Annotated in this window: 12 protein-coding genes; 3 read left to right on the top strand and 9 right to left on the bottom strand. The window is 65.7% G+C overall.

Features of this window, described 5'->3' with window-relative positions:
* Positions 1-87 precede the first annotated feature (87 nt).
* Positions 88-708, top strand: coding sequence for a LysE/ArgO family amino acid transporter (locus BGRAMDRAFT_RS22520; protein ID WP_006051143.1), 621 nt, complete (start codon positions 88-90; stop codon positions 706-708).
* A 77-nt stretch (positions 709-785) separates the two neighbouring features.
* Here the strand turns inward: BGRAMDRAFT_RS22520 and BGRAMDRAFT_RS22525 are convergent, their stop codons facing one another.
* From BGRAMDRAFT_RS22525 to wecB, 5 genes are all read right to left on the bottom strand, one after another.
* Positions 786-1,721, bottom strand: a complete 936-nt coding sequence (locus tag BGRAMDRAFT_RS22525; RefSeq protein WP_006051144.1) for an alpha-amylase family protein — start codon at positions 1,719-1,721, stop codon at positions 786-788.
* 35 nt (positions 1,722-1,756) lie between these two features.
* Positions 1,757-4,417, bottom strand: a complete 2,661-nt coding sequence (locus tag BGRAMDRAFT_RS22530; protein ID WP_006051145.1) for an NfrA family protein — start codon at positions 4,415-4,417, stop codon at positions 1,757-1,759.
* A complete protein-coding gene (locus tag BGRAMDRAFT_RS22535; RefSeq protein ID WP_006051146.1) occupies positions 4,414-6,573 on the bottom strand; it encodes a glycosyl transferase family protein in 2,160 nt (719 codons plus the stop codon). Before BGRAMDRAFT_RS22535 ends, BGRAMDRAFT_RS22530 begins: the two co-directional genes overlap by 4 nt.
* Positions 6,570-8,813 (bottom strand): cellulose biosynthesis cyclic di-GMP-binding regulatory protein BcsB, encoded by a 2,244-nt coding sequence (locus BGRAMDRAFT_RS22540; RefSeq protein ID WP_006051147.1) that lies wholly within the window; start codon positions 8,811-8,813, stop codon positions 6,570-6,572. Before BGRAMDRAFT_RS22540 ends, BGRAMDRAFT_RS22535 begins: the two co-directional genes overlap by 4 nt.
* 276 nt (positions 8,814-9,089) lie before the next feature.
* A complete protein-coding gene (gene wecB, locus BGRAMDRAFT_RS22545; protein WP_044021688.1) occupies positions 9,090-10,316 on the bottom strand; it encodes a non-hydrolyzing UDP-N-acetylglucosamine 2-epimerase in 1,227 nt (408 codons plus the stop codon).
* Between the two features lie 734 nt (positions 10,317-11,050).
* Here wecB and BGRAMDRAFT_RS22550 point away from each other — a divergent pair.
* Complete coding sequence (locus BGRAMDRAFT_RS22550) at positions 11,051-11,212, top strand: DUF1328 domain-containing protein (RefSeq protein ID WP_006051149.1); 162 nt, start codon at positions 11,051-11,053, stop codon at positions 11,210-11,212.
* A 178-nt stretch (positions 11,213-11,390) separates the two neighbouring features.
* Here the strand turns inward: BGRAMDRAFT_RS22550 and BGRAMDRAFT_RS22555 are convergent, their stop codons facing one another.
* Positions 11,391-12,305: a LysR substrate-binding domain-containing protein gene (locus tag BGRAMDRAFT_RS22555; RefSeq protein WP_044021706.1), complete on the bottom strand. Its 915-nt coding sequence runs from the start codon at positions 12,303-12,305 to the stop codon at positions 11,391-11,393.
* 98 nt (positions 12,306-12,403) lie between these two features.
* Between BGRAMDRAFT_RS22555 and BGRAMDRAFT_RS22560 the strand changes: the two genes are divergently transcribed.
* On the top strand, positions 12,404-13,294 hold the full coding sequence (locus BGRAMDRAFT_RS22560) for an EamA family transporter (protein ID WP_006051151.1): 891 nt from the start codon (positions 12,404-12,406) through the stop codon (positions 13,292-13,294).
* A 50-nt stretch (positions 13,295-13,344) separates the two neighbouring features.
* Here the strand turns inward: BGRAMDRAFT_RS22560 and rfbC are convergent, their stop codons facing one another.
* The 3 genes from rfbC to uvrA form a co-directional block, all read right to left on the bottom strand.
* The gene (rfbC, locus tag BGRAMDRAFT_RS22565) at positions 13,345-13,896 is read right to left on the bottom strand and encodes a dTDP-4-dehydrorhamnose 3,5-epimerase (protein ID WP_006051152.1); all 552 of its coding nucleotides are present in this window, start codon (positions 13,894-13,896) and stop codon (positions 13,345-13,347) included.
* A gap of 105 nt (positions 13,897-14,001) precedes the next feature.
* Positions 14,002-14,997, bottom strand: a complete 996-nt coding sequence (locus BGRAMDRAFT_RS22570) for a GlxA family transcriptional regulator (protein ID WP_006051153.1) — start codon at positions 14,995-14,997, stop codon at positions 14,002-14,004.
* Positions 14,998-15,728: 731 nt separating this feature from the next.
* On the bottom strand, positions 15,729-21,671 hold the full coding sequence (gene uvrA / locus BGRAMDRAFT_RS22575; RefSeq protein ID WP_044021707.1) for an excinuclease ABC subunit UvrA: 5,943 nt from the start codon (positions 21,669-21,671) through the stop codon (positions 15,729-15,731).
* Positions 21,672-21,785 lie beyond the last annotated feature (114 nt).

Consider the following 21,785-nt stretch of genomic DNA (forward strand, 5'->3'; position numbering starts at 1 on the left):
TAATCGACGTTAGCTAAATTAGCTTCTCTTATCCGGTCGGAATCCGCAGACTAGCCACATTCGCTTCTCCCGTCTACTGGATCGACTATGAACTGGCTGTCTTTTTCTCATGGCGCGGCGTTATGCGCGTCGCTGATCGTGACCATCGGCGCACAGAACGCCTTCGTGCTGCGACAAGGCATCATGCGCTCGCATGTCGGCAAGATCGTCGCGGTGTGCGCGCTGTCGGACTGCATTCTGATTAGCGCGGGCGTCGGCGGCGCGTCAGTGCTCGTCGAGCGCTATCCGGTCTTCGTGCACGTCATGCTGTATGTCGGGCTCGCCTATCTCGTGTGGTTCGGCATTAACGCGCTGCGCCGCGCGGTGCGGCCCGGGCATGCGGTCATGGACGCCGGCACCGGCGACGGCGCGCCGCCCGCGCAACGCGCGCTGCCGATCGTGCTGATGACGCTCGCCTTTACATGGCTCAATCCGCACGTGTATCTCGACACGTTCCTGCTGATCGGCACCGCGGGCGCGCGCGAACCGGACGGCGCACGCGTGGCGTTCGCGGTCGGCGCGATGGCGGTGAGCTGTGTGTGGTTCATCGGGCTGGGCTGGGGCGCGCGTGCGCTCGCGCCGCTGTTTCGCCGCGCGACTGCGTGGCGCGTGCTGGACGGCGCGATCGGCAGCATGATTTTGTTGCTGGCGGTGACGCAGTTCCGTTGAATCAGGTGCGTTGAATCAGTTGCGTGAAGCCATCGCGTCCAAGCGGTCACAGCCTGGCGCAACGCGCACCAGCGCCGTTAACTCCGCGGACGCTCGACAGCCAGCAACTCTTGCACAAGCTGAGCGGACACATAATGCGGACCGTCGAACAGATAGACCCGATGGCCGCGATACGCAAACAGTTGCGGCGCGAGTTCCGCCGCGCTCGCCGGCCGAAACTCGCCGCCCGTGCCGGGACGAAACGCCTCGGCGATGATCCTCACGCGGCGCTCGCCGAGCCGCGCCGCCAGCGCGTCCGCATAAGCGCGCGCGGCGGCCGGGCCGCGCGTATAGACGCCGCAACCGTCCTGGAAAAATACGCCGACGTCGTGCGGCAGCCAGCCGTCGAGCCACGCGGCAAGCGCTTCGCCGCCGCGGTTCGAATTGTCGTAGACGCTGATCCACAAAGGCCGCGGCAGCCGGTCGAGCAAAGGCCCGAGCGCCCTCGCGCCTTCCCACGTCGGATCGACTTCCACCGGAAAGTAATAGCCCGCGACGCGAACCGGCGGCCGCGCCGCGAGCAGCCTGCGCGATTGCTCGATCAGTTGCGCCGCTTGCGCGCGCGCGGACGTTTCGTCGAAGCGGCCCGCAAGACCGACGATCACATTGCGCGCCCACGGCTCGTCGGCAATGCGTGTCCAGTCGGGCAAACGGCGGGCGGCTTTCAGGCCATCCGACGCGTCCACGCCTGACAGATAAGCGGTGCCGTCCACCGCCGTCCACTGCACGAGCAACTCGCTTACGCCAAGACGCTGCCAGTCTCCACGCGGATCGAGATGATCCGAGTCCGGCTGCCACACCACCCCTTGCGCGAGGCTGTCCGCACCGCCGGGACGGTTCGTTGCACAGCCGCCGAACACCGCCGTCAACGCACCCGCGGCGAGCAGCGTGCGACGGCGCGGCGAGCGCGGACCCGCGGCCCGCGCACTGCCCTCGCGTGAATCCGATGCGTGTTTGTCGTCAGCCTTCGACATGCAACTCCATGACACTGGAACGGAACTGCGCTGGCTCAATACGCGAACACAGCGCCAAAGAACACGCCGCGAGCGCGATCGTCGCCGGAAATTTTCAGCCGGTACTGCACCGATAGATCGACATACGAGCGCGGCGCGTCGTACTGACTGTCGCGGAACCAGTAGCGCGTCGAGATGCCGACCCCCGCGCCGAGCGGAATGCTGTGATCGACGCTCGAATCGTAGTCGGCCCCCACCACCAGATACGGGAACACGGTCCACTTCGGACTATAGCTGTCCATCCGGAACGTGCGGCCCACTTGCACGTTGGTGGTTGCATACACGGAGCCGGCGTTCAGATACGCGCCCGTTTCCGCGTAAATGCGCGTAGTCCACCAGGCAGGTACATCCACGCGACGCTCGGTGCCGAAGCCGCCCGAATATGCGAGCCGCGCGAGCCAGTCCGGATTCACGCGCGAGCCGATCGGAATGATGCGCTCGAACGCGACGATCGCGTCGATCTGCGTGAACGGTTTGGCGCGCGCGCCGACCGTCGCCTGCAACGTATCGACGCCGCTCGCGCCGCCGTTCTTCACGCCGAAGCTTTCATAGCCGCGCGCATAGACTTCGAACATCCGCTCGCCGAGACTGCCGAACGGCCGCCAGTACGCTTCGACACCGCCTTGCCAGTTGTTCGACGTACCCGGCGTCGGCGACGATGCATAACCGGGCTGCATGCCCGCGCCGCGATAATTGAGCGACGCGTTAAAGCCCCAGTTGCGCGTGACGTCCGCGTGTGCGCTGCGTATGTCGTTCAGTTGGGCGGGCGTCGAAGTGGACGTTAGCGTGGGCGTCGGCGTCGCGACGCTTTCCGTGTCCGGCGACGGCGCCGCGCTCGCGTCGACGGCCCGCTCGAAGTACCGCGCGGCCTCGCGGTTGCGATGCGCGTGCATCGCGGCATAGCCGGCATCCGCGGTCGCGCCTGGCGGCAATGCGCCGGCCTTGTCGGCCATCGTAAAGCGCTCGTACGCAACGCGCCCATTGCCCGCGCGTTGCGCGACGTAGGCAGCCGTCATGTCGGGCAGCGCGTCGAGCATGCCCGCGTTCACCATGTAACGGGCTTGGTCGTTTGCTTCGCGCGCATCGCCCTTGTCGCCCGTGGCGGCCAGCGCGTTGATCAATCGCACGCGATGCTGCGGATCGTCCGGCGCGGCTTGCACTGCGTCGCGGGCATCGCGCAACGCGCCGGCTTTATCGTTCGCCGCCGATGCCTTCTGCGCTGCGCGCGCCGCGGCAAAGCCCGGATCGGCAGCATAGACATAGCAACTGGAGCCGTATTCATCGAGCAGACATTCGATGATCGGCCGCCGCAGCGGATCAAGCGAACTCGCGACCGGATGGCTCAACGAAGCTCGCGCCCGCGCGCGACGCAGCGCGATCGCGGCATCCGTATCGTCGCTTTTCGTCGGCAACGGCGCGAGCAGATCGAGCGCGCGTTGCGGCTCGGCGGCGGCGATCCATACATCGGCGATGATCGTGCGCGCCACACGCTGGTCTCGCTCGCTTGCCTGGTTCACCCTCAACGCGCGAGCGAAGTCCGCGTCGGCATCGGACGCGCGGCCTTGCGCGGCGAGTGCGTAGCCGCGCAACGTGAGCGGCATGAGCGACGCGCCATCGGCCGGAAAATCGGTGATTGCAGCGCTTGCGGCGGCCTCGACAGCCGGCAGATCGTTCGCGGCAAAGAGCGCGTCGATCAACTGCATCCGGTAGCCGACGCGATCCGGCGCATACGACACCGCATCGCGTGCGAGCAACGCGGCGCGTGCGTCATCGTGCTGCCGGCGCGCTTCATACGAGGCGGCCGCGGACTTCGGCGCGAGCCTGCTGCCGATAAAGCCACGACGCAAGCGCAACTCGTCGTTATCGCCGAAACGCTTCATCGCATCGAGGTAGGCGGCCCACGCATTCGCATCGTCGCCGGCCGCGCTGGACGCGTCGATCAGCAGCAAGTGCAGACGCAGCAGATCGGGACGCAGCGCGAGCGCGTCGTTGGCATACTTGACCGTGGCCGCGAAGTCCTTCGACGCATACGCCTTGTACGCATGCTGAGCGGCGTTCAGCGCCGCGCCGCTCAGCGCATTCGGATCGCCCGCCTGCTGACGGCTGCCGCGTGCGACGGCGCGGGTCGACACACTCAAAGCGTCGATCTGCTTGCGCCGCGAGGTCAACGCGGGGTCGGCGCCGAGTTGCGCGATCGCGTCGCCGAGCGAGCGGCTCGCTTCGCCATAACGACGCTGCGCGGCGAGCGAATTGGCCAGCAATACGCGCAGCGAAACGAGATCGGGCCGCTGGCGAATGGCCTCGCGAGTTCGCGCGACGGCGCCCGCATAATCGCCGCGAGCGTAAGCGGCATAGGCTTCCTGCGCGACACGATAGGCGGCGCCGCTTAGCGGCAGCGCGTTCGGTGCGTTCTGCGCGCTTTGCGCGTTCGGTGCCGAAGCGGCTCCGCTCTGCGCATACGCATTCGACGCCGCGCCTGATGCACCGACAAGCACCACCGCAGCAATCGCGTGCAACACGAATGGCGTCGCGCATGCGCTGAGCCGACGCTCGCGCACATCGCGCGTTGCCGCAAAAAGTCCCCGAAAACGCAGCGAAACAGCAGCCGCGTCCACGCACAGCGCGTCTGCGCGCCGCATAAAAATCGAGTCGATCATTGTGTTGCCGCCAACGCGGCCTGCAGGCGGCGCTGTTCCTGGATGACGTTGTCGAGTGCGGCAAGCGAGATCACCTCGCGCGCCACCATATAGTCGCCGATACGGCCGTGGCGGTCCGGACGATAGTGCTGCATCGCGGCTTCGAAAGCCTCGCGGCGCACGTGCCCATGTTCGATCAGCAGATCGCCGATCAACGGCACGCTGCGCACGGGCGTCGCGCCCGCGTCCACGTCTGCCAAAGCGGCCACATCGACGCCGCGCAGCAGGCGCAAACCCGCCGCAACCTCGCCCTCGCGAACGATTTCCTGAACCATCGGCCCAGCGATCAGCGCGCCGAGTTCGGCGAGCACATCGTCGGCGAGCGGACTCGCGCTCAGCAGCTTCGTGCGTCCCTGTGCCGCGTCGATCTGCGGCAGCACGCGATGCCGCACGATCGTCTCGAGCGGCAGACACGCGGCATCGTCGTGAAGCTGGACGGGGTTCAGTCGACCGCGCGGCAGATCCGTCTGAAACGCGATCGCCTCGGCAAGCGTCTCCTCGTCGAGCCAGCCCTTCGCCATCAGCACGCGGCCAAGCGGCGCCTCGCGCGCATGACTCTCGCCGAGCGCCTGCTCGAGCCGGTCGGGATCGATCGCCTGCCACGACAGCAGCAGCTCGCCAAGACGTTGACGGCGATTGTTAAAACCATCCGCCGACGGAAAATCGTGCATGGTCTTGTCCCATGCGAGCCGCTTGCCCGTCACGAGATGCACGATGAACATCTTCCACGCCCGCGCAACGGCCATGAAATTGATGAAGTTGCCGACCACCATGCGCGGCACCGCCAGCACGCCGTGCTCCCAGCCATACAGACGCGTGACGAAGTAGATGCGCTGCACGACGCGCAACACGAGCGCCACCGCGTTGGCCCACAGCAACGCGCGCAGCCACGGCGAGTCGGCGAACGGCGAGGCGATCAGGCCGGGCATCAGGCCGAGCAGATCGGCGCCCGCGAACAGCAGGAACTGGATCACGAGCCCATACGCGATCATGCCGACGAACGCGGTGACGATTCCCTTGCGGTCGCGAAACAGCAGATAGCGATTCGCGAGCGAACCGCTCCAGCCGGTCTGCTTCCACCCTTGCAAGCCGATGCCGAGCGTCCAGCGCGCGCGTTGCCGATAAGCGGTACCGAACGTATCGGGGAAAAACTCGCGCACGCATAAAGGCATCGTCACCGTGATGTCGCGTTCGCGGCCGAAGCCGAACCATGCCTTGCGGCGTGTCGCGAACTGCACGGGAAAGCGCGCGAAGATGGATTGCATGCCCATCTTCGCGAGACGCGCGCCGACGTCGTAGTCTTCGGTGAGACTCTCGGTGTTGAAGGGCTGGTTGTCGGTCTCGGCGATCAGCGAAAGCAGCGCGCGCCGCGAAAAGCAGGTGCCCACGCCGGCCGACGGCACCGAGCCCACCAGGCTCTCGCGCACCACGAGGTCTTTGGCGTGCCACTCGGCGAATTCATCCATATAAGTGCCGGCCACAAGCTCGAACCAGTTGCGTTCGAGCGATGCGACCGGCAACTGGATCATGTCCTTGCGCGGCAACAGGTAATTGAAAAAGCGCAGCTCGACCGGATGCAGCACGTCTTCGCTATCGTGCAACACGACGCCCGCGAATTCGATGTCCGCTTCCTGCTCGTAAGCGAAGATCGCCTGAATCACCCAGTTCAGGCAATCGGCCTTGCACGTCGGCCCGTCATGCGGCACTTCCACGCGGCGCAACTGCTTGTAGCGGCGGCGCATGCGCTCGACTTCGGCGATGGTCTGCGGATCGTTCTGATACGTGCCCACGAACACGACATAGTTGCGGTAGTCCATCACGCGCACGAGATCTTCGATCATCGCCGCGACCACGTCATACTCGTGCCACGCGGGCACCATGATCGCGAGCGGCTGCTCTTCGCGCTGGTAGAGTTGCGCGGCGGTCAGCGGCTTATAGGTGCGCTCCACCGTCACGCGGCGATAGAGCATGCGGCTCCAGTACCAGAGATCGATGAAGAGATCGTCGATGCTCGAGAGCACGATCAGGAATGCCACCAGCGCCGCGAAGTATTCCAGGCCGTGGTAGTAGTGAGCGACCGCGTAGCCCGCATACCATTTGATTAGCGCGATGCTCACGGCTTGTTCCGCGAGTTGTCGCGGCTTCTGCGGCGCGCGCCGTTGGCGATCAGCACAAGCAAGATCAACAAGCCGATCAGCGCGGCGGGCAAGCCCCAGCGCACCCAGCCTCGCATGAACCACGGACCTTCGATGTCGCTCGCGTCGACCACCTGCCCCGGATGACGCGCATCGAACTGGCGCAGCGTGCCGCTGCCGTCGACAATCGCCACGTCGCCGCGCGACAGTTGCAGCGAAGCCGGCAGCACGGCCGGCGCGTCGCCGACGCTCCGGTAGGACACGCCTTGCACGCTGCCCGAACTCACCACCTCGATCACGCCGACGCGGTTCAGACCCGACAGATCCGCGAGCATCTTGCCCGACGAATCGGTGAACGACAGGCGGTCTTTGGCCAGACGCGCGAGGCTCTTTTCATCGGCGAGCGCGACATCCGCGGCGAGAAACGCGCCTTGCGGCTTGACCGCCTCGCCGTCGCGGGCCACGCTGAAAGTTGCACGCGTCGGCGCAATGCCGTTCGCGTTGGCAAGACGCGCGACGCGCGGCAGCGCGCCGGTGGCGTCGCCGAGATAAGCGGCGGGCACGATTACTTCGGCCTGCGATGCAAAGCGCGCCACCATGCCGGTGAAGTCGTCGCTGAGCGTGGCGTCGGCGAGGCGCAAGTGGCTGCTCGCGAGAACCGCGATCGGATGGCCCGGATCGCGTGCACGGCAACCGCCCTCCGGCGGGCGCTGAAATTCGACCCGCAACTGGTTGCGCGGCGCGAGCGCGAAACGCGGCACGTGCGCGGTGATGCGCTGCGGCTTGCCGTTGGCGTTGAGCAGTTGCGAGCCGATCAGCACGTCGTTGAAATAGACCGAAGCGGTCTGCGCGGAATTGTCGACGGTCGGCGCCGCGCTCACGTCGAGCACGACGGCGTCCGGCAGCTTGCCGTCACGCGAGGCCGCGCCGAGATCGAAGCTCGCGTCCCAGCTTGCGCGCCCCTGCACGTCGAGCGTGCGGGGCTCGCCGCCGAGCAGCGACAGCGCGATCTGCTCGCCGCGCGCATCCGGCGCGTTGTCGATCTGATGAACCACGAGGCGGCTCGCGACGTCGATGGAACGCCACGTATGCGCGAGCACCGCGACGCCGTCGTTATCGCCCACCACGATCGCCGCCTGGCCGCCCACGTGCGCGACGCGCACTTCGCCGGCCGCAAGCGGCTTCGCGACCGGATCGATGGCGCGTGCGCGCCAGGCGTCGAACGCATCGGCCGCGGCCGGCGATGCGCCCGCCACCTGTTCGCGCAACGCGTCGAGTGAAGTCTTCAAGCTCGCACGCAGCGTGTCGTCGACGACGATCACGTCGGGCGCGAACGCAGCGCCAGGCGCGACAGCGATCAACGCGCCGGCTTCGGCAGCATTCGCGAGCTTATGCGAGCCGCCCGCGGCGAGCGCGGCGAAAGCGGGAATCGCGCGCAACGGCGCAGGCACGTCGATGCCGCTCAGATCCACCGTATCGCCGGCAGCGGGCCACGCGCGCGTGAGGGGCGCGCGGCCTTCGCGCTGCAGCAGCGCCTCGACGCGCCAGCCCGCGTCGAACGCGGGCGCGGCGACGCTGCGCGCGCCGAGCATCACGACCGGCTTGTGCGGCAACGCGCTCCATGCGCCGCGCAGATCGACGATCGCGTCGGGATCGTAGCGATAGGTCAGGCGCGAGGTCGGCGCAACGCGCCATACGTTGCCGATCGCGGTTTGATCCGTGCAGACGTTGTCGTTGATCACCGACGACCAGTCGAGACCGACGCGCACGAAGCCGCTCGGCCGCGCGGCGCCGTCCACGCCGAGCGTCGCCGAGCCGTCGCCCTGTTCCTGCGTGGGACTGCGCGACAGCACGGGCGAGCCGTCGAGCGAAACCAGCATCGTGACGCGGCCGCCGTTGCCGTGCAGATAGCCGCCGTCGATCTGCAGGCTTGCGTCCGTGAGCGGCACGCCGGCCGGCACCGGCAGATAGAGTTCCTGGCGGGCGTCCGGCGCGCGCAGCACGAGCGGATCGCGCATGCCGAGTTCGGCCAGCGATATGCTGCGGCTCGCGAGACGGCCGTGGCCGAGTTGCGCGAAGCTGCCGGCGATGTCGGCGGGCTGCTGCGCATGAGCACTGCACGCGAACAGCAGCAGGCCGGCGAACGCGGTGAGCCGGGGGCTTGGGACGCGGGTTTGGCGGCCATCGCGGGCCTGGATTCGCAGCTTGGTAGTGAGCATCATGTTGTCTTGACTCGGATCGGCCAGCGGCCGGCAAAGCCGGGATTGCCCGGCGTGGGTTGAATCAGCAAGGAGTGACGAGTGAGGCCGCGATCTGCCGTGGGCTGCGCGATTTGCCGGAGTTCGACGGCGCCGCGGAGCATGCCCCGTTGCGTCAGTCGTGCTATCTGCAAGATCGGCATCGCGGCGTGTCCGCGGACCGCGCCCTGAAGCCGCGCCGTGCGTAGGCGTGCGCTGCTCCGGTGAAAAACCGCTGCCTGCTCGCGCGCGGCTTTGGCTTTATTTCGCGAACTCGGTCTCGGCGATGCGAGGCGCCGCATTTGCCGGTGAGTTGACCAACGAACTGGCCGACGAACCGCCCAACGCTTCGGGCGAAAATTCGTCGAACGGACGTCCGGTCAGCGCGGCCACGATGCGCCGCGACGCCTGTCCGTCGCCATACGGATTCATGCGATGGGCGAAACGTTCGCGCTCGGATGGATCGTCGACCAGCGCGCTGACGGCCCGCACGATCGCCGCGCGCTCGGTGCCGACGAGGCGCACGGTGCCGGCCGCGACCGCTTCCGGACGCTCGGTTACGTCGCGCATCACCAGCACCGGCTTGCCGAGCGCCGGCGCTTCTTCCTGCACGCCGCCCGAATCGGTGAGGATCAGCGACGCCCGCTGCATCAGGCGCACAAAGCCGAGGTAGTCGAGCGGATCGATCAGATGAACGTTGCGCCGCGCGCCGAGCGATTCCTGCACGGGGCCGCGCACATTCGGATTCAGGTGAACGGGATAAACGATCTGCACGCTGCCGCCGTCGGCCAGATCGCCGAGCGCCGCGCAGATGTTCGCGAAGCCCGCGCCGAAACTCTCGCGCCGGTGGCCCGTCACGAGCAGCATGGGCCGCGCGCCGTCGATCGACGGCAGGCGCGCGTCGAGCGAAGCGCGCAACGCCGGATCGCTGTCGATGCGCGCCGCGGTCAGATTCAGCGCGTCGATGACAGTGTTGCCGGTGACGACGACACGCCCCTGCAGCGTTTCCTCCGCGAGCCGTTCCTTCGAACTGGGGGTCGGCGCGAACATCAGATCGCTCATCACGTCGACGATGCGGCGGTTCATTTCCTCCGGCCACGGCTGCGTCAGATCGCGAGTGCGCAGACCCGCTTCGACGTGAGCGATGGGAATGCGGCGGTGAAACGCGGCGAGCGCCGCGGCGGATGCGGTGGTGGTGTCGCCGTGCACGAGCACGCGATCGGGCTGGACGGTGGCGAGGATCTCGTCGAGCGACGCGATCAGACGCGACGCGAGGCCGTTCAAGGTCTGGTTGGCCGTCATGACCGCGAGATTGTGATCCGGCTCGATTGCAAAGAGCTCGAGCACCTGGTCGAGCATCTGCTGATGCTGGCCGGTCACGCACACCACGGAGTCGATTCCGGCATCGGCCTCCATCTGTTTGACAAGCGGCGCCATTTTTATGGCTTCCGGCCGCGTGCCGAAAATCGACAAAACTCTAATTGACATAGCCACCCCGGCCTTTATTTGATTTTATGCGTCACCCCGCGCCCGCCGCGAAATCGGGAAAATGCAACCCACCGCAGCGTGCGTTTCTTTTTTTTGATTCGTTTATCCCGGAGCCGATTTTCCGCGCAGGCTCCTGCGGATTTTTCCGGCCTCCGTTTTCGCCTCAAACTTTTTTAATGATGGCGGCGAAGCACTAGCGGAATCTGTCTAGCGACGCATTCTGGCTTGGCACTCAAGCGCTTGGCAAGGAGGTTCGCGGGATTTTTTGCAGTTGTTTGCAAACGAACGGCTCATTAAAGCCGTAAAAGCATTACATGTTTAGACTTTTAGCCGTCAAATGTTAAAGCTTAATTAACGTTTTCAGATTTGAGCAGCGCCCTTTTATCCGGCAAAGTATATTTGTAACGATGAAATTGTTTAATCCAGCGACGTTATTCATGCGCGCAAACGTTGCCGTCAAAGCAAAAGCGCATAGGTGAGTTTTTTCGGTCGGCGACGCATTACAAATTAGTCAGCGTCGCTTTACCTTGCAATTGGATTTCATGCGGCCTGGGCAGCCGGAGCGCGCGTTGTTGCACGGAAGCGACAACTCGAGGCCGCTTGCGCGTGCTTTACCCGTGGGCACACGTATTGCTCGACTTCGCTCGCCGGCAGATCGCTCGCGGCAGGTGCGCCATACCGTCTGCGAGCCGCCGTTTTACGTCAATCCAGCATTTCTATCGGTGGGAGGCCTCATGCTTCGATACGCTGCAATCTTCTTCGTCATCGCAATCATCGCCGCGGTATTCGGCTTTGGCGGCATCGCCGCCGGCGCGACGGAGATCGCCAAGGTGCTGTTCTTCATCTTCGTGGTGATTTTCCTCGTCACCTTGCTGATGGGCGTGATGCGGCGCTGATCGCCGCATCGCTATGTAAGCGGAGGAATACCCGGCCCGGCGCGCGTACCGGCAACCTGTTGCAATAGCTGCCACGGTCTATTGCAATAGTTGCCGCCCGGCCGGGTCTCCCGCAACGCAGCACATCTGTTTTTTGCTCGTCGCGGTGCTGTCCGTCAAAGACAACGTCAAACGCTCGTCATTCCGCCGATTGCAGATGCACTTCGCTTTCGCGCGTGAATGTCCGCGAGCCAAGATGCAGTTCCTCGCATAGAAAGCGTTGCAATGTCTGCACCGCCGCCGCATGCGCGCCCCCGACGTCGCGCATGAACAGGCCGAAATCCGCAACGGGCGCATCCGGCAAGCCATCGGCGTGTCCGATTATCCTCATGGACTCCGAACGAATATTGCCTTCGAGCAATACCGATACACCCAACCCCGCTTCGACCGCCGACTGCACCGCCGGCAAGCTCGTGCTCGTGCAGACGACCCGGCAGCCGATGCCGGCCCTGCGCAGCGCCGTCAAGACGTTCTGTTGCCACAGACAGGTTTCGCCGAACGCGACCAGCGGCAACGGGGCGCTGGCCTCGCGCAGATAGCCGCGCGCGCCGACCCAGAACAGCGGCTGCGTCCATGTGAAGAGCGGCGTGCCGGTCACGAGCGCGGGATCGGCGACGACGACGTCGAGGCCACCATCCGCGAGACGCTTTGACAACGCGGCGCTGCTGTCCACGACGATTTCCAGCGCAACGCGCGGATACGCAATCGAGAAGCGCCGCAACGCGCGCGGCAAACGCCCCACGGCGATGTCCTCGAGCATGCCGAGCCGCACCGTGCCCGAGACTTGCCCGGCGCTCAACGCGCGCCGCGCATCGGCGCTCGCGCCGAGAATCGCGTGCGCATAGGGCAGCAGCAGATGACCGGCCTCGGTAAGCTGCACGCCGCGTGGCGAACGATCGAGCAGCCGCTGGCCGAGATCCTCTTCGAGACGGCGCAACTGCATGCTCACAGCGGCCTGGGTGCGCGCGAGGCGGCTTGCCGCCGCGCCCACCGCGCCGGTCTCGGCCACGGTCACGAAGGTGCGAAGCAGACTGCTGTCGAGGTCACGGGTCATCACGATTCTTGAAGCCTGCATAAGAAATATCAACTTATCTTAGTAGCGTGCGAGCCGATAAGATAGGTGGACCTTTCCCATCGACGCGAAGATGACCCATGCAGGACACGACGATCAAGTGCGCAGCCGACCCGACGCCCAACGTGACGAAGCCCACGCGCGCGGCAGCCGGCGCCGCGTTGCTGTGCGTGCTGTCCATGTCGAGCGTGCAATTCGGCGCCGCACTGTCCGAACCGACGATGGCCGTCTACGGTTCGCTCAGCACGACATGGCTGCGTCTCGCCTGGGCCGCGCTCGTGCTCGCGGTGCTGGTGCGCCCGCGCTTTCGCAGCTACTCGCGCGCGCACTGGTTTGCCGCGGGCGCGCTCGGCGCCGCGATGGCCGGCATGACGTTGTGCTTTTTCGCGGCGCTTCAGCGCATTCCGCTTGGACTTGCGGTAGCGATAGATTTTCTCGGCCCGCTGGCGGTCGCGACGTTCGCGGTGCGCCGCGCTCGCGCGCTGCTGTGGCCGGCGCTCGCGATCGTCGGCGTCGTGCTGCTTTCGCGCGATGGCGCCGGCTGGGTCGGCGAACCGCTCGGCGTCCTGCTTGCATGCGCCGCGGCCTGCGGCTGGGGCAGCTACATCGTGTTGATGAAAAAGACCGGCAAGCTGTTTGCCGGACTCGAGGGCTTGTCGGTTTCGCTGATCGCGGCGGCGCTCGTCGCCACGCCGTTTGGTCTCGCCGAAAGCGGCATGCACGTCGCAGTTGGCCAACTCGTGGCGACGGCGGGCCTCGCGATACTCGTTCCGCTCTTGCCGTATGCGCTGGAAATGGTGGCGCTGCGTCATATGCCGGCGGGATCGTTCGGGATCCTGATGAGTGTCGAGCCGGCGATCGGCGCGGTGGCCGGCTTCATTGTATTGCATCAGCCGATGGGCGTTTTGCAGATTACCGGGATGGTGCTCGTGGTCGCCGCGAGCGTCGGGGCGGTGACGACTGGGCGTTAGATGTAGATGGACTTAGGGCTGCGGTTGCGGGGTGGCAACCCCCGCTGCCCTTACACCATGTTCTCCGCTTCGTACAAACGCCGCCCGCCGGCATCCTTCGCGCCGACGATCGGCTCGAAGCCGATCGGCCATTCAATGCCGATATCCGGATCGCTCCACAAGATGCAGCGCTCGAGTTCCGGGAACCAGTATTCGGTCGCCTTCCACAGACATTCGGCGACCTCGGAAAGCACGACGAAGCCGTGCGCAAAACCAGGCGGCACCCACACCTGCCGATGATTTTCCGCGCTCAGATAAGCGCCGCACCATTTGCCGAAGTTGGGCGACTTGAGCCGCACGTCGACGACCACGTCGAAGATCTCGCCGACCACAACCTGCATCAGCCGGCCTTGCGGACGCTGCACCTGATAGTGCAATCCGCGCAGCACGCCGTGCACCGCACGCAGATGCCGGTCCTGCACGAACTCGAAGCCGCGCGCGACGTCGTCCATGAACTCGTCCGCGCTGAAGCTCTCGTAACAGAAACCGGATTCGTCGCCAAACACCTCGGGTTCGATAAGTTTCACTTCCGGTAGTGCCGTTGCCAACACCTGGTTGCCCATTGCCACTGTGCCCGTAAGAAGCTGCTCGACAAACACCCGGATGCCGCCGCGCTCGCGCGTGGCGGTTGTAAAACGCGCGTGCCTCAAAGGCGCGCTGATTGATTGTCAGAGCTCGGACGCGGCGAGCCGGCTGCGGGCGCGATATTCGGTGGGCGACAACGCCATGCGCTTGCGGAAGATCTTGGCGAGACGGTCGCCGTTGCCGGTGCCGCTGCGACGCGCGATCTTGTCGACCGGCAGTTCGGTTTCGGTCAGGAAGTTGCATGCAATGCGCAGCCGCACCTGCAGCAGATAGTCGGACGGCGTGACGTGCATTTCATGCTTGAAGCGGCGCAGGAAATTGCGCTCGCTCATGGCGGCGACCTGCGCGGCGTCCGCGACCGAGACCGGGCGGTCGCAGTTCGCTTCCATCCAGCGCGCCGCCGCGCGAATCTTCTCGGCGACGCTCAGCGTTCCGCCCTCGGACGGCAGCGGCACCCACGTCGCGGCCATGCCGGGCATCACGCGCTCGGCGACGCTGCGCGCGAGTTCGGCGCCCAGATCGCGCTTGATGAACATCAGCGCGCTGCGGGCGCAGTCGTTGCGATCGTTCGCCGCGCTGAGGATGGCGTCCGCAGCGCCGTGGCCATAGCGATTGATCTGCAGCGCTTCCGGGTCGCCGGGGTTCGCCGCCTCGAGCACGAGCCGCCCTTCCCCGATGGTTTCGATCGCCCGCGTGCGCGCCTGCACCGTGCGCAGCCAGCCAAGCAGCCGCTGGTCGCGGGCCGCCTGATGCGCGCCGTGTCCGCCGGCGATGAAGAGAACGTCGAAGCCGGTTCCAAAACGCGTGTCGATACGGTCGGTCCAGATGCGCGCCGCCGACGAACTCGGCACGCTGCCGCCGTCGAGCGACAGGAACTGCACTTCATACGGCGGCTCTTCGCCGGGCCGCGTGCCGGCCAGTTCGTTGGCGGTCTGGAACATTTCGACGACCGTGCCGGGGCCCAGCAGCCAGAACCCGTCGAACAGCAGCACGCCGATGCGGCGCGCGGCAGTGCGAACGTTGACGGTCGGCGTGTGTAACCAGGTAACCCTCGCGGAATCGACGTGAATGTGGGACATGGTCTTCCTCAAAATGTCTACATGGTTGGACGAGACGCGCGTTGCTCCGACGATATCAGTGAATTGATAATCGCAATTCGACATCGGCAAACGCCGCTTCAGAGATTATCAGCGATGTTAGCCGAATGAACCGCATTAGTAAATTTGAAAACTATCGAAATGATCATCGAATAAAAGTACGACGAAAAATATTCTCATTTGATGCAAGTAATAAGTGACAATGCATTCACATGCAGCGGAAAAACATACCGTCCGCGCCGGCGGCGGGCCCGCGCAGCCGCACACGCCGTGCGTCTCCGCGCCGCGCTGTGGTAACGTGTCGATTCACCGCGCATCAGCCGCTTCAGGCCGCATTCGGGCGATGACGAAAAATGTTTCAAAGCTGAACACACGGGCCGCCGACGTTGGCCCTTTTAATTGCATCGGTAATTCGCGAGTCTCGAATCAGCGCCATTTCTATTGGCAATTAGGCGCGCGGCATTCCACTCGTGGAATTAACGCGTTAATATGCGGCGCTTCGACGCATCAAAAAATGTTTCACTTTTGAAACATCAATTTTGATTCGTCGGATTAATAACGCGCAAAGTCCTTCATTTCGCTTTCGGGATTCGTCGGAGTTAATGCCCGGTCGGCGGAGCGGTTCGGGACGCAATTAGGGACACAGACAGGCGGCAACAGTCCCGCGTCTCTCCATCGAGACGCGAGACCGTTGTGCAGCAGGAAACGGCGCGCTAGCCGTTCGTACCTTCGCCCGGTTCGCGCACAGCGCCGACGCCTGCGCCGCTGCCGGCGCCTGCGTTGGCCACGCGCTCGAGCACCGGCCTCAGCGCGGCTCCGGTGTGACTTTCGCGGACCTGCACGATGCCCTCGGGGTCGGTGGCCGCGACGATCGCACCGCCGCCCACGCCGCCTTCCGGACCCAGGTCGATGATCCAGTCCGCCTCGGCGATCACATCCAGATCGTGTTCGATGACGACGACGCTATGCCCGCCGTCCGCGAGACGATGCAGCACGCGAATCAGCTTGGCGACGTCGGCCATATGCAGGCCGACAGTCGGCTCGTCCAGCACGTACAACGTATGCGGCGGCTTCTGACCGCGCCGCGTCACGTCGTCGCGCACCTTGCTCAACTCGGTGACGAGCTTGATCCGCTGCGCCTCGCCGCCCGATAACGTCGGCGACGGCTGACCGAGCGTGAGATACCCGAGCCCCACGTCCTTCATCAACTGCAACGGGTGCGCGATGTTCGAGATCGGCGCGAAGAACTCGACTGCCTCGTCGATTTCCATGGTCAGGACGTCGCCGATATTCTTGCCGCGCCACGTCACCGCCAGCGTTTCCGGATTGAAGCGCTGCCCGTGGCACACGTCGCACGGCACCTTGACGTCCGGCAGGAAACTCATGCCGATGGTGCGCACGCCCTGCCCTTCGCAAGCGGGGCAACGGCCTTCGCCCGTATTGAACGAGAAGCGCGACGCGGTGTAGCCGCGCGCCCGCGCTTCGAGCGTGCCGGCGAACAGCTTGCGGATTGCGTCCCACACGCCGATATACGTGGCGGGACACGAGCGCGGCGTCTTGCCGATCGGCGTCTGATCGACCTCCAGCACACGGTCGATGCTTTCCCAACCCGTGATCGAATCGCAGCCCTGCCAAGCATGCGTGACGTTCAGCGGCGCACGCGGCGCGCTGCGCGCGAGCACGCTCGACCGGCGCGCGGCCTGCTGATTCGCGGCCTGCTTGTCCTGCGCCGCGGCGCGCGCCCGCCGCGTAGCCGGCGACGACAACACCGAACGCCCGACCGCGTCGAGCAGGTTGGCCATCAGCACGTCGCGCGCGAGCGTGGACTTGCCCGAACCGCTGACGCCCGTCACCGCGACGAGCCGCGACAGCGGGATATGCACCGTCACGTTGCGCAGATTGTGCAGCTTGCCGCCATGCACGGTCAGCCAGTTCTCCGGCACCGCCGCCGCGCGCTTGCCCGGCGCGACGACCTTCCGGCGCGGCTGCAACGGATGCACGATGGGCGAGGCCAGGAACTGCCCGGTCAGCGATTCGGGCTGCGCCGACAGGTCGGCCACACTGCCCTGGGCGATCAGCGTGCCGCCGCGCTTGCCCGCGCCGGGACCAATATCGATGATGTGATCGGCCCGCCGGATCGTATCTTCGTCGTGCTCGACGACCACGAGCGTATTGCCCTTGTCGCCGAGCTTGCGCAGCGCGTTCAGCAGAATCTGGTTGTCGCGCGGATGCAGGCCGATGGTCGGTTCGTCCAGCACATAGCAGACGCCTTGCAGATTGCTGCCCAACTGCGCGGCAAGCCGGATGCGCTGCGCCTCGCCGCCCGACAGGCTCGGCGCCGCGCGGTCGAGGCTCAGATAACCGAGCCCGACTTCTTCGAGAAACTGCAAGCGGCTGCCGATTTCGCTGACCACGTCGCGCGCAATCTCCGCATCGCGCCCGGTCATGCGCAGACCGTCGATCCACGCACGCGTGTCCGACACCGTCCACTGCGCGACGTCGGTGATCGCATGCGCGTCGAACGTGACCGCGCGCGCGGTGAGATTAAGCCGCGTGCCCGCGCAATCCGGACACGGTTCGTCGACGAGACCCTCCGGTTCCTGCTCTTCCGACGGCAAGCTCTGTTCACGGCCGCGATTGTCGTCGACGACGATCGTGTCGTCATACGCGGCGCGTTGCTCGCGCGTGAGCGCGAGGCCCGTGCCGACGCAGGTCGTGCACCAGCCGTGCTTGCTGTTATACGAGAACATGCGCGGGTCGAGCTCCGGATAGCTCGTGCCGCACACCGGACACGCGCGCTTGGTGGACAGCACTTTCACGGCGCCGAGTTTCGCGGTGGGCAGCCCGCCGTTCATCGCGTGGTCCAAGCCGTCGAGCGGCGCAAGCAGATGCATCACGCCCTTGCCGATTTCGAGCGTCTGGTCGAGCGCATGACGCAATTGCGCTTCGTCGTCCGCCGATACCACCAGGTCGGCGACCGGCAACTCAATGGTGTGTTCGCGGAAGCGGTCGAGCTTCGGCCACGGGTCGACCGGCACGAATTCGCCGTCCACCCGCAGATGCGTATTGCCGCGCGCCTTGGCCCACTTCGCCAGATCGGTGTACACGCCCTTGCGGTTCACCACCAGCGGCGCGAGGAAGCCGACGTGTTGCCCCTTATGGTCGCGCAGCAACTGCGCCGCGATCGACTCGACGCTCTGCGACGTAACCGGTGTGCCGTCGTGAATGCAATGCTGCAAGCCGAGCTTCACATAGAGCAGACGCAGGAAGTGCCAAACTTCGGACGTGGTCGCGACGGTACTCTTGCGACCGCCGCGCGACAGGCGCTGCTCGATCGCGACGGTCGGCGGAATGCCGTACACGGCATCGACCTCGGGCCGCCCCGCCGGCTGCACAATGGAGCGTGCATACGCATTCAGCGATTCGAGATAACGGCGCTGGCCTTCGTGGAAAAGAATGTCGAACGCGAGCGTCGACTTGCCCGAACCGGACACGCCGGTGATCACATTGAACTTGCCGTGCGGAATGTCGACGTCCAGCGCCTTCAGGTTGTGCTCGCGTGCGTTGACGATGCGCACCACGTCCTCGCCTTCGATCGCACGCCGCGCGCGCGCCGCGCTCAGCGCCTTCTGCAACGGGATGCCCTGCGAGGCCGCGTCTGCAGGTTCTGCCGCCGCGTTCATTGCGCGGTCGTACTGCAGCAGCGCCACACCGGTATGCGATTCGGCACAGTGCTTGACGTCCTCGGGCGTGCCCGCGCACAGCACGCGGCCGCCGCCGTCGCCGCCTTCGGGACCGAGGTCGATGATCCAGTCGGCCGCGCGGATCACGTCGAGGTTATGCTCGATCACGATCAGCGAATGGCCGCTTGCGAGCAGTTTGCCGAACGCCTGCATCAGCTTGGCGATGTCGTCGAAATGCAGGCCCGTGGTCGGTTCGTCGAACATGAAAAGCCGTTTGGCGACGGCCTGCTTCGCGCTGCGCGCACTGCGCGCCTGGGCCGATTCGGCGAGAAAGCCGGCGAGCTTGAGCCGCTGCGCTTCGCCGCCCGACAACGTGGGCACCGGCTGACCGAGCTTCACATATTCGAGGCCGACGTCGACAATGGGCTGCAGCACGCGCAACACTTCGGCGTCGTTCGCGAAGTACGCGGCGGCTTCGCTGACGGTCAACTCCAGCACGTCGGCAATGCTCAATGCGCGCGCCGGTTCGCCGCGCTCGATCTTCACCTCGAGCAGCTCCGCGCGGTAACGGCGCCCGTCACAGTCCGGACAGCGCAGGTACACGTCGCTCAAAAACTGCATTTCGATGTGCTCGAAACCCGAACCGCCGCAAGTCGGGCAACGTCCGTCGCCGGAATTGAAGCTGAACATGCCCGGCCCGTAGGCGCGTTGTTGCGCGAGCGGCGCCTTCGCAAACAGCTTGCGGATTTCGTCGAACGCGCCGACGTAGCTGGCCGGATTCGAGCGCGCGGTCTTGCCGATCGGCGACTGGTCGACGAACACCACGTCGGTAACCTGATCCGCGCCGGTCAGGTTGCGGAATGCGCCCGGCGATTCGGTGGCGAGGCCGAAGTGCCGCGCCATGGCCGGGTACAGCACGTCTTGCAACAGCGTCGACTTGCCCGAGCCCGACACGCCCGTCACGCAGACGAGCCGCTGCAACGGAATTTCCACCGTGACGTCGCGCAGATTGTGTTCGGTCGCGCCTTCCAGCACGATGCGCGGCGTGCTCGCGTCCACAGGACGCTGCGACCAATGCGCCGCGTCCGCGACGTGGCGGCGCCCGCCGAGATACTCGCCGGTCAGCGTGCCCGACGAACGGATCAACTCGGGCGCGCCGTCGAAAATGATCGAGCCGCCACGCTCGCCCGGTCCCGGCCCCATGTCGATCAGCCGATCCGCCGCGAGCATCACCGACGGGTCGTGTTCCACCACCACGAGCGTATTGCCCGCGTCCCGCAGACGATGCATGGCCTCCACGATCCGGTTCAGATCGCGCGGATGCAGGCCGATGCTCGGTTCGTCCAGCACGAACAGCGTTTTCGTGAGCGATGTGCCGAGCGCCGTGGTCAGATTGATCCGCTGCACTTCGCCGCCCGACAACGTGCGGCTTTGCCGGTCAAGCGTCAGATAACCGAGCCCGACGTCGCACAGATATTTCAGGCGCGTGCGCACTTCGGCGAGCAGCAGCTTGAGCGCGTCGTCGAGCAGCGCGCTCGGCAAACTGATTTCGTCGAAGAAGCGGCGGATGCGCTCGATCGGCATCAGCATCAGGTCGTGCACGGTGAGGCCCGGCAGCGCCTCGAGCTGCGCGCGATTCCATTCGACGCCGCGCGGCATGAAGCGCTGCGCGGGCGCCAGCACCTGGTCCGCATTAGCCTTGCTGCCGAGACGCCACAGCAGCGACTCCGTTTTCAGACGCGCGCCGCCGCAGGTTTCGCACGGCGTGTAGCTGCGGTACTTCGACAGCAGCACGCGAATGTGCATCTTGTACGCTTTCGATTCGAGATATTCGAAGAAGCGTTTGACGCCGTACCACTGGCTTTGCCACTTGCCGTTCCAGTCCGGCGAACCGTTGATGACCCAGTCGCGCTCCGCGTCCGTCAGTTCGCCCCACGGCGTGCCGCGGCGGATGTCGGCCTTCGCCGCGTAGCGCATCAGATCGTCCTGACACTCCTTCCACGCGGGCGTTTGCATCGGCTTGATCGCGCCGTCGCGCAGCGTCTTGCGCGCGTCCGGGATCACGAGGCCGAGGTCGACGCCGATCACGCGGCCAAAGCCGCGGCAGACGTCGCACGCGCCGTACGCCGAGTTGAACGAGAACAGCGCCGGCTGCGGATCGGCATAACGCAGGTCGCTTTCCGGGCTATGCAGCCCGGTTGAGAAGCGCCAGATTTCCGGCTCGGCCGGCTGCGCCTTTGGCGCGAGCGGCGCGTCTGAAGCCGGCGGCAACACGTAGATATTGACGCGCCCGCCGCCGCGCTTGAGCGACGCCTCGATCGCCTCGACCACCCGTTGCTTGTCGGCCTGCGCCACGCGGAAGCGGTCGGCGACCACGTCGAGCAGCTTGCGCTTGCCGGTGAGCGAATCGACCTCGCGCTGTGCCTGCACGCGCGTATAGCCGCTTGCCGACAGCCATTGCTCGACTTCCTGCTCGGAAGCCGACTCCGGCAACTCGACCGGAAACGTGACGACGAGCCGCGGATCGCTGCCGGCCGTGCGTTCGAGCAATTCCGCGTAAATGGTCTCCGGCGTGTCGTGACGCACCTGGCGCGCCGTCTTGCGGTCGAACAGCTCGGCCGCGCGCGCGTACAACAGCTTCAGGTGGTCGTTCAGCTCCGTCATGGTGCCGACGGTGGAGCGCGAACTGCGCACCGGATTGGTCTGGTCGATCGCGATGGCGGGCGGCACGCCGTCCACCCGGTCGACCTGCGGCCGGTCCATGCGGTCGAGGAACTGCCGCGCATAGGCGCTAAACGTTTCGACGTAGCGCCGCTGCCCTTCCGCGTAAAGCGTGTCGAACACGAGGCTCGACTTGCCGGAACCGGACGGCCCGGTGACGACCGTCATTTCGCCGGTTTTGACGTCGAGATCGACGTTCTTCAGGTTGTGCTGGCGCGCGCCGCGAATCTTGATAATGCCGTTGGATGACAATTTTTCGACCGTCTGAATGAGTGGACCACCTCTCACGGACGCCTCGCGACCGCGCAAGTTCGGTGCAAACGGAGCGGCGGCGTTCGCGCCGCGGCTCGCGTGCAGTTGGACACT

This window comes from Paraburkholderia graminis C4D1M, assembly GCF_000172415.1.
In the GTDB taxonomy this organism is placed as follows: domain Bacteria; phylum Pseudomonadota; class Gammaproteobacteria; order Burkholderiales; family Burkholderiaceae; genus Paraburkholderia; species Paraburkholderia graminis.